At 50.1% G+C, this 12,436-nt stretch carries 15 protein-coding genes and 2 pseudogenes; 8 read left to right on the top strand and 9 right to left on the bottom strand.

What is annotated here, in order from left to right; translation table 11 throughout:
* Positions 1 to 4 precede the first annotated feature (4 nt).
* From PSH73_RS25755 to PSH73_RS25740, 4 genes are all read left to right on the top strand, one after another.
* Positions 5 to 484, top strand: a complete 480-nt coding sequence (locus PSH73_RS25755; protein WP_305461607.1) for a hypothetical protein — start codon at positions 5 to 7, stop codon at positions 482 to 484.
* A gap of 1 nt (position 485) precedes the next feature.
* Positions 486 to 674 carry a hypothetical protein gene (locus PSH73_RS25750; RefSeq protein WP_019828241.1) on the top strand — a complete coding sequence of 63 codons (189 nt, stop codon included), beginning with the start codon at positions 486 to 488 and terminating at the stop codon, positions 672 to 674.
* Between the two features lie 89 nt (positions 675 to 763).
* Positions 764 to 979 carry a hypothetical protein gene (locus PSH73_RS25745; RefSeq protein WP_305461606.1) on the top strand — a complete coding sequence of 72 codons (216 nt, stop codon included), beginning with the start codon at positions 764 to 766 and terminating at the stop codon, positions 977 to 979.
* Positions 976 to 1,383, top strand: coding sequence for a hypothetical protein (locus tag PSH73_RS25740; protein WP_305461605.1), 408 nt, complete (start codon positions 976 to 978; stop codon positions 1,381 to 1,383). The genes PSH73_RS25745 and PSH73_RS25740 overlap by 4 nt, the downstream gene beginning before the upstream one ends.
* A 24-nt stretch (positions 1,384 to 1,407) precedes the next feature.
* Here PSH73_RS25740 and PSH73_RS25735 read toward each other — a convergent pair whose 3' ends face one another.
* The 7 genes and pseudogenes from PSH73_RS25735 to PSH73_RS25705 all read right to left on the bottom strand — a co-directional run bounded on the left by PSH73_RS25735 (position 1,408) and on the right by PSH73_RS25705 (position 7,759).
* A complete protein-coding gene (locus PSH73_RS25735) occupies positions 1,408 to 2,937 on the bottom strand; it encodes a relaxase/mobilization nuclease domain-containing protein (protein WP_305461604.1) in 1,530 nt (509 codons plus the stop codon).
* Positions 2,934 to 3,296 carry a plasmid mobilization relaxosome protein MobC gene (gene mobC / locus PSH73_RS25730; RefSeq protein ID WP_266065459.1) on the bottom strand — a complete coding sequence of 121 codons (363 nt, stop codon included), beginning with the start codon at positions 3,294 to 3,296 and terminating at the stop codon, positions 2,934 to 2,936. Before mobC ends, PSH73_RS25735 begins: the two co-directional genes overlap by 4 nt.
* 61 nt (positions 3,297 to 3,357) lie before the next feature.
* Positions 3,358 to 3,615: a hypothetical protein gene (locus tag PSH73_RS25725; protein WP_305461603.1), complete on the bottom strand. Its 258-nt coding sequence runs from the start codon at positions 3,613 to 3,615 to the stop codon at positions 3,358 to 3,360.
* A gap of 57 nt (positions 3,616 to 3,672) precedes the next feature.
* On the bottom strand, positions 3,673 to 4,203 hold the full coding sequence (locus PSH73_RS25720; protein WP_305461602.1) for a hypothetical protein: 531 nt from the start codon (positions 4,201 to 4,203) through the stop codon (positions 3,673 to 3,675).
* 410 nt (positions 4,204 to 4,613) lie between these two features.
* Positions 4,614 to 6,347, bottom strand: a complete 1,734-nt coding sequence (locus PSH73_RS25715; RefSeq protein ID WP_177030986.1) for a recombinase family protein — start codon at positions 6,345 to 6,347, stop codon at positions 4,614 to 4,616.
* A 40-nt stretch (positions 6,348 to 6,387) separates the two neighbouring features.
* Positions 6,388 to 7,350, bottom strand: a pseudogene (locus PSH73_RS25710) (YifB family Mg chelatase-like AAA ATPase); the annotation flags it as partial.
* A gap of 148 nt (positions 7,351 to 7,498) precedes the next feature.
* Complete coding sequence (locus PSH73_RS25705) at positions 7,499 to 7,759, bottom strand: accessory factor UbiK family protein (RefSeq protein ID WP_057444205.1); 261 nt, start codon at positions 7,757 to 7,759, stop codon at positions 7,499 to 7,501.
* 420 nt (positions 7,760 to 8,179) lie between these two features.
* Between PSH73_RS25705 and glnK the strand changes: the two genes are divergently transcribed.
* The 4 genes and pseudogenes from glnK (at position 8,180) to sutA (ending at position 10,733) form a co-directional block, all read left to right on the top strand.
* Entirely contained in the window at positions 8,180 to 8,518 is a 339-nt protein-coding gene (gene glnK, locus PSH73_RS25700) for a P-II family nitrogen regulator (protein ID WP_002555808.1), read from the top strand.
* Between the two features lie 34 nt (positions 8,519 to 8,552).
* Positions 8,553 to 9,890, top strand: coding sequence for an ammonium transporter (locus tag PSH73_RS25695; RefSeq protein WP_169989468.1), 1,338 nt, complete (start codon positions 8,553 to 8,555; stop codon positions 9,888 to 9,890).
* 252 nt (positions 9,891 to 10,142) lie between these two features.
* A pseudogene (locus tag PSH73_RS25690) lies at positions 10,143 to 10,303 on the top strand (YjbQ family protein); the annotation flags it as partial.
* Positions 10,304 to 10,406: 103 nt separating this feature from the next.
* Complete coding sequence (gene sutA, locus PSH73_RS25685; protein ID WP_057440491.1) at positions 10,407 to 10,733, top strand: transcriptional regulator SutA; 327 nt, start codon at positions 10,407 to 10,409, stop codon at positions 10,731 to 10,733.
* Between the two features lie 110 nt (positions 10,734 to 10,843).
* On the opposite strand, the gene PSH73_RS25680 is transcribed toward sutA, so the two are convergent.
* Both PSH73_RS25680 and xerC read right to left on the bottom strand, forming a co-directional pair.
* Complete coding sequence (locus tag PSH73_RS25680) at positions 10,844 to 11,539, bottom strand: HAD family hydrolase (protein WP_057440490.1); 696 nt, start codon at positions 11,537 to 11,539, stop codon at positions 10,844 to 10,846.
* Positions 11,536 to 12,435, bottom strand: coding sequence for a tyrosine recombinase XerC (gene xerC / locus PSH73_RS25675; RefSeq protein WP_305461601.1), 900 nt, complete (start codon positions 12,433 to 12,435; stop codon positions 11,536 to 11,538). The genes PSH73_RS25680 and xerC overlap by 4 nt, the downstream gene beginning before the upstream one ends.
* Position 12,436: the final 1 nt, after the last annotated feature.

Here is a 12,436-nt window from a genome sequence, read left to right as displayed (position 1 = left end):
AATTATGAAAAATACGATGTTGCTTTTAACGTTTTTATTCTCAGTCAATGCTTTTGCTGATGACCCTGCGTGGTGGAGCGATAGCAAATGCAGGGAGCAAAGAAATAAGGAATACGCCTCACTAATGTTACACGGTTTTAAATCTCATGATGCTATTAAGAAGATAGATGAACAGTTTAAAGTTTGTATCTGTTCGTCAGGTGATGAAGCAAGGATTGCAGCTCAGTCATTAGCTGAAAATAATGAAATTGAAATGATGAGCAGTAATCGAATTATAACTGTCCCAGTGCAATACGGTCGAGACTTCGGAATGATGTCGTTTAAGGGTAAATGTTATCTTGATGCGGGAAAGCCAGAAATATGTAAAAACGCTGCTTTTATGAGCGAAGCTAGGCAATCATTTGATGTTTATCATACATACGACGAAAAAAACAATGTGTGTGTTTTTGATTTCGACAAACAAAATAAATCAACAGGGGGATAATATGAACGAAGAAAATTGCCAAGCAATGCTTGAACATTTCAGCATTAGAATTTACTCATTACAAAAAGAGTTCGACGCTTACAAGAATGACCAGATGATACCAAGCGATGAAAGAAAAGCCGCAATGTTCGACCGCTATCACCGCATTAGGGCGTTAAAATTAGAGTTGCTTTACTTGAAATTGATTTGAAATAAAGAAGCCCAAAAAAGGGCTTTTTGTTCGTATTTGATTTTTTAATATTATTATATATAATAATATTAACAACATTTTTTAATGAAATGAAAACATCGCAAATAGTAATTTTAATTTTAGGTATAGCAGTAGCCGCATTTTTTACTTCGATTTATTTTGCAGTAGCGGCAAATTTCTACAACATTCAATTTTTCTTATTGATCGCCATTCAGGGCCTTGGCATTTACGCATTGCTAGGTTTGAAAGGTGAAGCACAAAGGAGAGAAAACAAAACAAACAACAATAACGGGGTATCACAATGATCAAGTTTTCACTATTAACAATCGCATTATTTGCTTCAATGTCAGCTAATGCGTCTTTCACTTACATGACAACAATTGACGCGAATATCGTTTTCGTCAAACCACAAACTGACGAAAGTATGTGTCAGGCTTCATCAAGATATATCAAAGATTATGCCCAAGGGTTGGGCGTGAATATTGATGTGGGTGCGGGGTATTCGGATAATGTGTGCAACGTAGATATTTACAATATTAGTTCTTTTGCAAACGTCAGTCAGCTAGCGAACGTTGGAAACTACGTTAAATCCTTAAAAGCTGAAAACTACACAATGTCGAGTATTGTCTACGGTCTTAATGATGGAACCGGCCAACCGCTCCTATGGGATGACAAAGTCTACGCAGATATGCTATGGACTTTGAGATAAAAGAAAACGCCGTGAAGGCGTTTTTTATTGCGGCATAAGTTTAATGCCCACAGGCTTTCTTTTTTTCTCTTCTTTTCGTTCGCTTTCGTCTATCAAATCCTTCATCATATTCAAAGCGGCAAGCTGGTCTGTCGCACTTCCATCACTCATATCAGTAAGCTTATTTAAAGCACCTTCAAGCACGCCAGCAGCAACATCTACAACTTTCCCTGCGGCGGCCATTCCAACAGTTTTAACACCGTCCGCAACTTCGGCTCCGGTTGGTTTTTCTGAGGTTTTATCAGTTGGTAAAGCCTTAATATTGTTTTCTTCAATCGGCTTCTTAAAAGCGGGATTTTCAAGCTTCAATTTTTCAAGCTCTGCTTTATCGTTTGCGGTTGGTGTGAAACCTTTGAGCGAGTAACCTTTTTGATCCAGACCCATCATGTGAAATTCTAGCCATGCGTTACGCTTAAAATCGTCATTACCATTGAGGTACAGGGTTTGAGGTTTGCCTTTCTCAGTGAGCTTTTGAAACCCCGCTTTAATCGCCATACGGCTGTTAGTGTTGAAAGTAGCTTTGCCGTTGCTGTATTCAAAAGCTTTCTTATTCGTCCCTTTGTAAAAAAAATCATGACCATCAGGCGTATCGAACCGGGTATCTAGCACACGATTAGATTTCTTGATCCTCTTTTCTGTGATGCTTGATTGCTCATCATGAAAATCGCCGCCAATGCTTCCATAATCACGCACAGGAGCCGCTTTCACTCCCAGACGTGCAAGCGTGTCGGAGAACTGGGGATCGTCGCCAAAACGGGCTTTTAAGAGCTTGTAGGACGCTCCAACCTCAGAGGCTTTGAAGGTTTGCCCGTCTTTCTCCAGGGAGTACCCATGACTGCCATTGAGGATCAACGTGTAACCATCGTTATCAAGAAATTCAAGAAACTCCCCTGCTGTCATAGCCATTTCAGTCACAGCATTTACAGCCTCTTTAAATTTTTTCTTCTCAGATTTAATGCCGCGATTTTCAAGCCTGTATTCGTTGGATGGCTTAGGACTGGTAGGCATTCCGGGATTTAAAGACTTTCTGTTTTCAACGACTTTTAAACCGTATTCTTCTTCAATTTCCTGACAGGCTTTTTCAAAGAAAGCATAATCATTATGCTGATTGTAAAGATTTCCTTTGTTGTCTCTTTTGTTCCATACAAGATGAACGTGAATTTCATCGGTGTCCGTGTGAACGGCCCAACGGTGTTTTCGATTGTCTAAATCAAGAACGTTACGCCAAACGGTTAAAGCCAAATCACGGGCCATTTCAGGCGAAACTTTATCATCAGTATGAAAGCTGATGATTTCATGTACTGCTTCTATTTCCTGAGTTCGGCCAGTTTTAGATTGGTACTTGTTGTTAACCTGTCTGAATTTCTTCGCCCCGAATTCAGCATATTCTTCCATGCTAGTGTTATCAAATTTTGCTTCACTACCGCCAACCCACTCAGCTTTTTCTAAAATGTAATTCATTGTGCGAGTGGTGGCGGCATTATCAGGGAGTTTGCTTTTTACGTCCCTGATCATTTTGAACCTCTTTTTTTGATTACTGCTTTTTTCGTTTTAGTTGCAACGAAGTCATAGAGCTTTTCAAAGCGGTCAGATACTTGTTCAAGTGTTTTACTGTCTTGCTCTGTGAACCTGCCGCCAGCGTTCACTTTCCTCGCCATCTGGTTAACATTGTTCCCAATGCTTTCGAGCATTTTTTCGATTTTTGAAAAAGAAGCGAGAAGATCGTCGTTTGTGATTTCGATTGTTTGAGCAAAGCCATCGTTAACGATTTTTTTGATTACTGCTGTTTTAGTCATTGAAAGACTAGAAGCGAGGGTGTTGAATTTTGCCATGTCTTCTTTCGAAATTCTTATTGATACTTTATCTTGTGCCATGTTTCTCCTGATCGAAATTTAATTTGGTGAACAAAGGCCGGGGCCTGTTGTTCATAGACAATCAACTAAAATTGAAAGTCATTATGATTTCTAGATATTCTATAAATGTTTTGGCAAAGCCACAGTCTTCTTCGTATAAATATATCCCATCATGATAATTATCGGCGTGATTGATTTCTTTCAAAAGCTCCAAGATTATTGACGCTATTTGTCTATAATCTTTTTCTAAAATAATGCGTTCGATGAGTTCAAGGCTTGCGATGCTTTTTTGCTTATAGTGAAAATAACTATATACAGTTGTTAAAATCTCATTTCTCATAATTTCCTTGCGGTGGTTAATTTGGTGAACAAAGGCCGTGGCCTGTTGTTCGTATTTTCAAACTATTTGCTTTCTCATCTCATCAAAACCTTCTTTAACTTCATGTTTCACATCACCAACCAACTTGTCAAACATTTGCTTTGCTTCTTGCGAAAAAACTTCAATTAGATATTCTTCAAACTTCGCCAAATAATAATGTTTAACGTGTATAGACATTTTTTTACGCTCGACGATGTGGCGGCAAACCTTTTTAACTATAAAGTCTGTTTTTCCGTCGTGGCCAGCATTTGCAAATTCATTTTGAATAATAGCGTTGCTGAATTTTTGGGTACTTTTTGTATAGTCCCTAAATGATAGAAGGGTGCGGACTATTTGCTGATCTACGTCGTTGAGGTTGGTGCAGTCAATCTTTCTAATCCATATTGGTTTAGGTGCTGGGCTACCGAAATCAAAATCATCAAAATCAAAATCATCATTCAAGTGTTTAGGGTCGACTAAGGGTTCTTCGTTGTTGAAATCCTTACTTAATACAGGATCACTGAAATCGAAATCATCATCGTCATTTTTCGGGTTTTGTTTGTCTGTCATAATTTTCCTCATGTTTACGTTTATTTTGTTGTAATGTCCGAAGGCATTACAGGGACTTGCTTTTGCCTTACCATTTTCAAACGAAGTGCGAAAATCAAGAAGGAAACGGAATGAAAAAGCACGAAGTGTTTTTCATGCCCGACAAATTTAACGAAGTTAAATGTCGGACGTTTCCATTGCTTGCCTGTTCTTTTAGAGCTCCTTATAAAAGTTGTATCATATATTTTAATGTTTTCAATAGTGTCCGACAAATCTGTGTGACAAAAAAAGTGTCCGACAAATTTTAAAAGTGTCCGACATAATACGTTTGATGATCAGACTATTTATGTACTCTTTTGCCGTTTGATTTTTAGACCACATAAAAAAAGGCCATCTATAAATAGACAACCTCAATTTAATACGTTTGACGGTTAGATTTTTACAACGGCGTTCATATGTTCGTTTAGATTATCAATGCCGAATTCTTTCAATGGATTGTGAAGCGTGAATTTTTTGCCTACCCGATAAATCTCTGCATCTTTTTTATCCCGAACGACCATGAATACTGTGCGGGTTTTGGCTTCATAGTTAAAAACAAATTTGAGGCCGTTCGATTTAAAGAAGTGATTAAGCTTCAAGCGGCCTTCATCAGTGCTGTATAGCTCGATAATATCGCGATACGAATAGATTTCTAAGCTGCTTTCAGCGTTGTCTATTTGAGCACTTAACGCATCTATATTGGCCTTTGCATTCTCGTATGCTAGTTCTGCATCTGCCATCTGTTGAATGAAGAACGAAGGAATGCGACCATCTTTATACTGTGAAAATGAGGCGGTCATATTTTCATATAGCGATTTAGATTTAGCGAGTTCATTTTCTGCTTCATAGAACTCGGTTTTAATCGCTTCTGTTGCAGTTGATTTGCTAAATAATGACAAAAATTGATTTTCAAAGTTTTCGATATCAATTTCATCACCGTCCATGGTGCTATCGTAATCGGCTGGCATTTCATTCGCCCATGGGTGAACGTCAAAGTCGTCATCTTCACAAGTTAATTGCCTGACTAATTGCAGTAGAGTGCCGAAAGCAAAATCAAACCGAAAACGTGGAACATCGCAATGGCTCAATGTTTCTTTTCGTGTGTAGCAATGAAAATAGCCGTATTTAACACCTTTTTGATTTATTGATTTTTCAAACATAAGGCTTTGACCACATGCGGCACATTTCACGCAATGCTTGAAAATGTTCAAATAGCCTTCGGTATTTCGTCCGTAGTCCTTTACCTTTCCTCGTAGCTTCATCGCTTGCAATGCGTCTTGAAATTCCTTGTGTGACAGGATCGCGGGATAGTAGTTTTCGATATAGCGTTCAAAAACCTTCTTTTTCCCGTCTCTTTTTTGTGACATTAGAGTTCCGATGGGATAGCGACTAGTAAGCATTAAATGGACGGTTTTACGTGACCATTTACGTTTTGATGTGAGATTTACCTTTTTAAGAGTGTTCGACACGCCTTCATATTTCAAGCCTTCAAAAATTTCCTTAATTTCTTGGGCTTCTTCTTCTACGATTTCAAAGCTATTTGTTTCGAGGTTATGACGTAGACCATAAGGGAGGTTATGAGCATTAAAAGGCACGCCGTCCGTTGCCTTAGTCTTTGCTTTACTCCAAGCAGAACGCCGACGCTTTGACTTGATTTCGCTTTCTTCGTTTGCACGTTTAGCGATCAGACTGATCATCAAAAGATTTTCAAAGTCTTTGTCAGGGTCTTCATACGAATAAATTTTGTTGTCGGTGGTGGTGTAGAGCTTCACACCTTTTTTCAAGATCCCGTCTTGTATCAGTGCGACGCCATCAAGCACACGCATTCGGGTAATCCGGTCGATACTTTCTACGACCAAAAAATCTCCCTTTCTGATTTCCCCGGACTCGATACGGTCAAGAATGCCTTTGAGTTTCCCTTTTTTTGAGTTTTCCCCGGTGAACGCTGACTGACCGGGATCGATGATGGTTTCAACGACCGGGACACCTGTGGACGATGTGAAGAACTCCAACGGGCTTGTCTGTCGGTCATAGCTGTCCTTGTCGTCACCACCCTGCACGGTGCTAGACCAACGGACGTAGGCGATTGCCAGAGGCTTAGATCGGTCGATTTTCAGGGTTTCCATGTGTCCTAGTCCTGATGTTCAAAAGTGCATGATACGTCTATCCGTTCTCCAATGGCTCGCGCAGCACCTCCAGCACCTTGCGATCAAATTCCGGCAGTTCATCGAGAAACAACACGCCGTGATGGGCCAGGGTGATTTCCCCAGGTTGTGGCTTCGAGCCGCCGCCCACCAGCGCCGGCCCGGACGCCGAATGGTGCGGCTGACGGAATGGCCGGTGGGGCCAGTGGCTCAACGGTGCGAGGCTGACCACCGACTGAATGGCCGCCACTTCCAGGGCTTCCTGTTCGCTCAAGGGCGGCAGCAGGCCGGGCAGGCGGCTGGCGAGCAAGGTCTTGCCGGTGCCGGGTGGCCCGCTGAACAGCAGGTTGTGGGCACCCGCTGCGGCAATCAGCAATGCGCGCTTGGCGGCAAGTTGGCCCTGCACCTCGCTCAGGTCCGGGTAAGGCTTGTTCAGGTACAGCAGCCCGTCGGACTTGTATGGCTCGATCGGCACCCGTCCATTCAGGTGCGCCACCACTTGCAGCAGATGATCCACAGCAATCACCTTCAACCCGGAGGCCAGGCACGCCTCCTCGGCATTGGCCCTGGGCACGATCACGCTGCGCCCGGCCTTGCGTGCCGCCAGCGCGGCCGGCAACACCCCTTTGACGGCCCGCACTTCGCCAGACAGGGCCAGTTCGCCAAGGCATTCAACGTCATCCAACTCCAGCGCCGGTACCTGCACGCTGGCCGCGAGAATCCCCAGGGCAATCGCCAGATCAAAACGCCCGCCGTCCTTGGGCAGGTCGGCGGGCGCCAGGTTGAGGGTGATACGGCGTGCGGGGTATTGCAGCGCGCTGTTGAGAATGGCGCTGCGCACCCGGTCCTTGCTCTCCTTGACCGCGGTCTCCGGCAGGCCCACCAGGGTCAGGGACGGCAAGCCATTGGCCATATGCACTTCGACAGTGACGGCGGGGGCTTCGACGCCGATCTGGGCGCGGCTGTGGACGATGGCGAGGGACATGCTCGTTCCTTGAAAGGGAGGGCCGCGTGCTGCGGTTTTTCAAGGGTAGACGAGGGAGGGTGAGGCGCTGTGTGCAGGTTTTACAGAACGTATCCAGGCGCTGTCATTGCAGGAGCCGGCAAGCCGGCTCCAAGAGGGGACGCGGTGGTTATTCCTGAGGTGGATTCAGCCGCGCTTCCAACTCCGCCACCTTCGCCTCCAGGCTCTCCAGCCGCGCACGGGTGCGGGCCAGGACTACCATCTGGCTGTCGAACTCCTCACGGCTGACCAGGTCCAGCTTGCTGAACCCGCTTTGCAGCAGCGCCTTGAACTGGCTTTCGATTTCATTGCGGGGCAGCGGGGTTTCGCCGCTGAACAGGCGAGAGGCGTGGCCGCTCAGGGCGTCGAGGAGGTCTTTGGGCGCGAGCATGGGAAACATTCCGGAAAACAGTTGGCCGGCAGTGTATCACGCAGCGCCTATAGTCTTTTCAGCGTGGTCTGCGCACGCTTTTCGCGCACTGGGCTGAATGCGGATGCACTGTTTTTGTGCGTATCCAGGCTGCTGCACCGGCCCATTGGTGGGCGTAGACGGGCAACGGATTGATTTCAGTGAGTTTTACGGAGCTGGCAAGGTTTCTGCTTAGACGATCATGACCCATGCACTGATGCAGTCGCTGTGACGAATGCAGTGCGCTGACGGACCAGGGTACATGTTTCGTCACCAACGGTTAGCTGGCGTCGCAAAGGCATTTGCCGAGGCGACGATGCGTTACAAAGCCAGGCACTGCGCTTAGACTTGAGACGGGTTTGTTTTCCTGGGGCAAGTCCACCAATTCGGGAGAGAGTTTTCATGAAGCTAGTCACTGCCATCATCAAGCCGTTCAAGTTGGACGATGTACGCGAGTCACTGTCCGAGATCGGCGTGCAGGGCATTACCGTCACTGAGGTCAAAGGCTTCGGTCGGCAGAAGGGTCATACCGAGCTGTATCGCGGCGCGGAATACGTAGTCGATTTCCTGCCGAAGGTGAAGATTGATGTCGCCATTGACGACAAGGATCTTGATCGGGTTATCGAGGCGATAACCAAGGCGGCCAACACTGGCAAGATCGGTGACGGCAAGATCTTCGTGGTCAATCTGGAACAGGCTATTCGCATCCGTACCGGCGAAACCGATACCGACGCAATCTAAGCCGCCAAACCCCAACGCCCCAGGAGAAAACAATATGACTCTGCGTAAATTCGCAGGGCTAGGAGCCCTGTTGTCCATCGTAATGCCCAGCCTGGCCATGGCGGCAGACGAAGTGGCGGCTCCAGTCCTCAATTCCGGCGACACTGCCTGGATGCTGACAGCCACCGCACTCGTGCTGTTCATGACCATCCCTGGCCTGGCGCTGTTCTACGGCGGCATGGTCCGCTCCAAAAACATTCTTTCTGTGATGATGCAGTGCTTCGCCATTACTGGTCTGATCAGCATCCTGTGGGTCGTCTACGGCTACAGCATCGCGTTCGACACCACGGGCATGGAACAGGGCGTCGTCAACTTCAACTCGTTCTTCGGCGGCATGGGCAAGGCGTTCCTGGCGGGTGTCACACCGTCCAGCATCACTGGGCCTGCGGCGCTGTTCCCGGAAGCGGTGTTCATCACCTTCCAGATGACCTTCGCGATCATCACCCCGGCGCTGATTGTCGGTGCGTTCGCCGAGCGCATGAAGTTCTCCGCCATGCTGCTGTTCATGGCCATCTGGTTCACCCTGGTCTATGCGCCGATCGCGCACATGGTCTGGAGCGGCAACGGCGGCCTGATGTGGGACTGGGGCGTGCTGGACTTCGCTGGCGGCACCGTGGTGCACATCAACGCCGGTGTGGCTGGCCTGGTGGCGTGCATCGTGCTCGGCAAGCGTAAAGGCTACCCGACCACCCCAATGGCCCCGCACAACCTGGGCTACACCCTGATCGGCGCGGCGATGCTGTGGATCGGCTGGTTCGGCTTCAACGCCGGCTCCGCTGCTGCGGCCAACGGCACGGCCGGCATGGCGATGCTGGTGACTCAGATCGCCACTGCTGCTGCGGCACTGGGCTGGATGTTCGCCGAGTGGATCACCCACGGCAAGCCAAGCGCCCTGGGCATTGCCTCGGGTGTGGTAGCCGGCCTGGTGGCCGTTACCCCGGCCGCCGGTACCGTGGGCCCGATGGGCGCCCTGGTGATCGGCCTGGCGTCTGGCGTGATCTGCTTCTTCTGCGCCACCAGCCTCAAGCGCAAGCTGGGCTACGATGACTCCCTGGATGCCTTCGGTGTGCACGGTGTGGGCGGGATTGTCGGGGCGATTCTCACCGGCGTATTCGCGGCGCCGATCCTGGGTGGCTTCGGCACCGTGACCGACATTGCCGCACAGGTCTGGATCCAGGCCAAGGGCGTAGGCTTTACCGTGATCTACACCGGTATCGTGACCTACGTGATTCTCAAGGTGCTGGACTTGACCATCGGCCTGCGTGTGACCGAAGAGGAAGAGGCCGTTGGCCTGGACCTGGCGGAGCACAACGAACGTGGCTACAACTTGTAAGAACGTATGAAAAAAAACATGCCCGGCTTGCCGGGCATTTTTTTGTCTGGTATTTGCCTGTGGTGAAGGCGCGTGAGCATTTTTGTGCCGAGTTTGTGATTGGATCCACACGGTACTTTTCAGTGTGCGAATGTCTTACAGGCATGTAGGCGTATTCGGCACTTTGTTTTTTCCCAGAGCGCGCTAGAATGCGCGCCGATGGGCGCAGAACTGTATATGGCGACAGACCCTGATTACCCAGCGGGCCAAGCCCCGGGTCATTTCAAGGGCAGCCTATCGGGTCGCCAACTGAGTTTGCCGGTCAAGGCCGGCCACTTGGCAATGGGCACATGGCAACGCGTTTATCTGGACGAGCACCCTGATCATGGCGGTGCTCGTAAAGTCCTCGCCACCTGCACGGTGATGGGGCATAAGCCACTGGTTATCCGGTGGACGTTGATTTTTTTCCGGCAGCCTTCGACAGATGGTGAAGCTGGGCTATAACTAATCTGCTTTTCGCAAGTCATGAGGTAGAACATGAGCGACGATGATCTGGAAAACGACGAACTGGAAGTAGGTGACGAAGACGACACCGAAGAAGGCCTTGAAGCGGTAGCGGAAGACGTTGCTGACGATGACGGTGGCGATGATGCACCTGTTCCGGCCGCCAAAGGCAAGGCCAAGGCTGCTGTTTCGGTAGACGAACTGCCGAGCGTCGAGGCCAAGAACAAAGAGCGCGATGCGCTGGCCCGTGCGATGGAAGAGTTCCTCGCCAAAGGCGGTAAAGTGCAGGAAGTCGAGGCCAACGTGGTGGCAGATCCACCGAAGAAGCCGGATAACAAGTACGGCAGTCGGCCTATCTGAGGCCGGTTACTTGCTTGCTGAAAAAGCCCGCCGTCGCTGCGGGTTTTTTCATGCCTGGAATAAACTCCAGCAGGCTCCCACCTTGGATTTCCAGTGGTATCGCAGCCGCGTTATTTCCAGCTGTGGAGCAGCTCCGGTAGCTCGGTCAGGCTGCGAATCTGCGCATCCGGCAATGCCTCACCTTCCCAAACCTTGCCGGTCGGGTTGAACCACACGGCTCGCAACCCCGCCTGCTGTGCCCCGGCGATGTCATCGCCAGGGTGATCGCCAATATGCACCGCCGCACTGGCATCCACCCCGCCCCGCTGCAACGCCTCTTGAAACAAGCGCGCATCCGGCTTGGCGATGCCGATATCCTCGGCCCTCAGGGCAAAGTGGAAGTAATCCGCCAGGCCTACGCGCTGCACATCGGCATTGCCATTGGTGATCACCCCCAGCAGAAAGTGCTGGCGCAGGGCTTGCAGCATCGGCTCGGCTTCGGGGAAGACGGTGAGCTGGTGCCGCGCATGAATGAACGCTTCAAAACACACATCGGCCATCTCCGTGGCTTGCGGCTGTGGATAACCGGCCTCTTCAAAGGCGTGCATCAGCACCCGCTGGCGCAGCACACTGATCCGGTGTTTGAGCTCGGGATGACGTTGCAGCACCTGCTGGCGCAGGCTGGCGAAATGCTCCAGGGGCAGGTCGCCGACCTTGGACGCATGGGTCGCCAGCCATTCGCGCATCGACGCTTCGGCGCTGATGATGACGGGGACGTTGTCCCACAGGGTGTCGTCCAGGTCGAAGGTGATTAGCTTGATGCTCATGAGTCGCCGCCTTTAACACGTTTGGCCCTGGGATGGGCGCTGTCGTACACCGTTGCCAGGTGCTGGAAGTCCAGGTGGGTGTAGATCTGGGTGGTCTTGATATCCGAGTGGCCGAGCAGTTCCTGCACGGCGCGCAAGTCTTGTGACGATTCCAGCAGGTGGCTGGCAAAGGAGTGCCGGAGCATGTGCGGATGCAGGTTCTGCCCCAGCTCCCGCTCGCCGGCGGCCTTGACCCGCAACTGAATGGCCCGTGGCCCGAGGCGTCGGCCTTGCTGGCTGACAAACACCGCGTCGTCCGGCGGATTGCTCAGGGCTCGCAGGGGCAGCCACACCAGCAGGGCGTCGCGGGCCTTTTTGCCGATGGGCAGCACGCGGGTCTTGCTGCCTTTGCCATGCACTTGCACCAGGCCGTCGGCCAGGTCCAGTTGCTCGAGGTTGAGGCTGGTCAGCTCCGACAGGCGCAGGCCCGAGGAATAGAACAGCTCCAGGATCGCCTGGTCGCGGTGCGCCAGGAAGTCATCTTCGACCGCGCCATCGAGCAATTGCAGGGTGCGGTCGGCATCCAGGGTCTTGGGCAGGCGGCGCTCACCCTTGGGCGGCGCCAGGCCGTTGGCCGGGTCGTGATCGCACAGGCCTTCGCGGTTGAGGTAGTGATACAGACCACGTACCGCCGACAGCAGGCGCGCCAGGCTGCGGGAGGATTGGCCCTGCTGGTGCAGGCGTGCAATCAGGCTGCGCAGGCCCTGGATATCAAGGGCCTTCCAGCTGCTGATCTGGTGTTTCTGGCAGAACTCCAGGACCTTGTTCAAGTCCCGTCGGTAGGCTTCCAGCGTATGGGGAGACACCTGGCGCTCGCTGCGCAGGTGAGCGCAGTAGGCGTCCAGTTGCCGTTCCATG

It is taken from the genome of Pseudomonas sp. FP2294 (assembly GCF_030687625.1).
GTDB lineage: Bacteria > Pseudomonadota > Gammaproteobacteria > Pseudomonadales > Pseudomonadaceae > Aquipseudomonas > Aquipseudomonas shahriarae.
The sequence above is the reverse complement of the archived record's forward strand: the minus strand, read 5'-3'. Positions and strand labels throughout refer to the sequence as shown.

What these genes read in the sequence shown, in the direction of transcription:
- PSH73_RS25680 (WP_057440490.1), bottom strand. Translation starts at nt 11,539, where the DNA reads ATGAGCATCAAGCTAATCACCTTCGACCTGGACGACACCCTGTGGGAC.
- PSH73_RS25715 (WP_177030986.1), bottom strand. Translation starts at nt 6,347, where the DNA reads ATGGAAACCCTGAAAATCGACCGATCTAAGCCTCTGGCAATCGCCTAC.
- PSH73_RS25740 (WP_305461605.1), top strand. Translation starts at nt 976, where the DNA reads ATGATCAAGTTTTCACTATTAACAATCGCATTATTTGCTTCAATGTCA.
- PSH73_RS25755 (WP_305461607.1), top strand. Translation starts at nt 5, where the DNA reads ATGAAAAATACGATGTTGCTTTTAACGTTTTTATTCTCAGTCAATGCT.
- PSH73_RS25750 (WP_019828241.1), top strand. Translation starts at nt 486, where the DNA reads ATGAACGAAGAAAATTGCCAAGCAATGCTTGAACATTTCAGCATTAGA.
- PSH73_RS25695 (WP_169989468.1), top strand. Translation starts at nt 8,553, where the DNA reads ATGACTCTGCGTAAATTCGCAGGGCTAGGAGCCCTGTTGTCCATCGTA.
- PSH73_RS25725 (WP_305461603.1), bottom strand. Translation starts at nt 3,615, where the DNA reads ATGAGAAATGAGATTTTAACAACTGTATATAGTTATTTTCACTATAAG.
- xerC (WP_305461601.1), bottom strand. Translation starts at nt 12,435, where the DNA reads ATGGAACGGCAACTGGACGCCTACTGCGCTCACCTGCGCAGCGAGCGC.
- PSH73_RS25705 (WP_057444205.1), bottom strand. Translation starts at nt 7,759, where the DNA reads ATGCTCGCGCCCAAAGACCTCCTCGACGCCCTGAGCGGCCACGCCTCT.
- mobC (WP_266065459.1), bottom strand. Translation starts at nt 3,296, where the DNA reads ATGGCACAAGATAAAGTATCAATAAGAATTTCGAAAGAAGACATGGCA.
- sutA (WP_057440491.1), top strand. Translation starts at nt 10,407, where the DNA reads ATGAGCGACGATGATCTGGAAAACGACGAACTGGAAGTAGGTGACGAA.
- PSH73_RS25720 (WP_305461602.1), bottom strand. Translation starts at nt 4,203, where the DNA reads ATGACAGACAAACAAAACCCGAAAAATGACGATGATGATTTCGATTTC.
- PSH73_RS25735 (WP_305461604.1), bottom strand. Translation starts at nt 2,937, where the DNA reads ATGATCAGGGACGTAAAAAGCAAACTCCCTGATAATGCCGCCACCACT.
- glnK (WP_002555808.1), top strand. Translation starts at nt 8,180, where the DNA reads ATGAAGCTAGTCACTGCCATCATCAAGCCGTTCAAGTTGGACGATGTA.
- PSH73_RS25745 (WP_305461606.1), top strand. Translation starts at nt 764, where the DNA reads ATGAAAACATCGCAAATAGTAATTTTAATTTTAGGTATAGCAGTAGCC.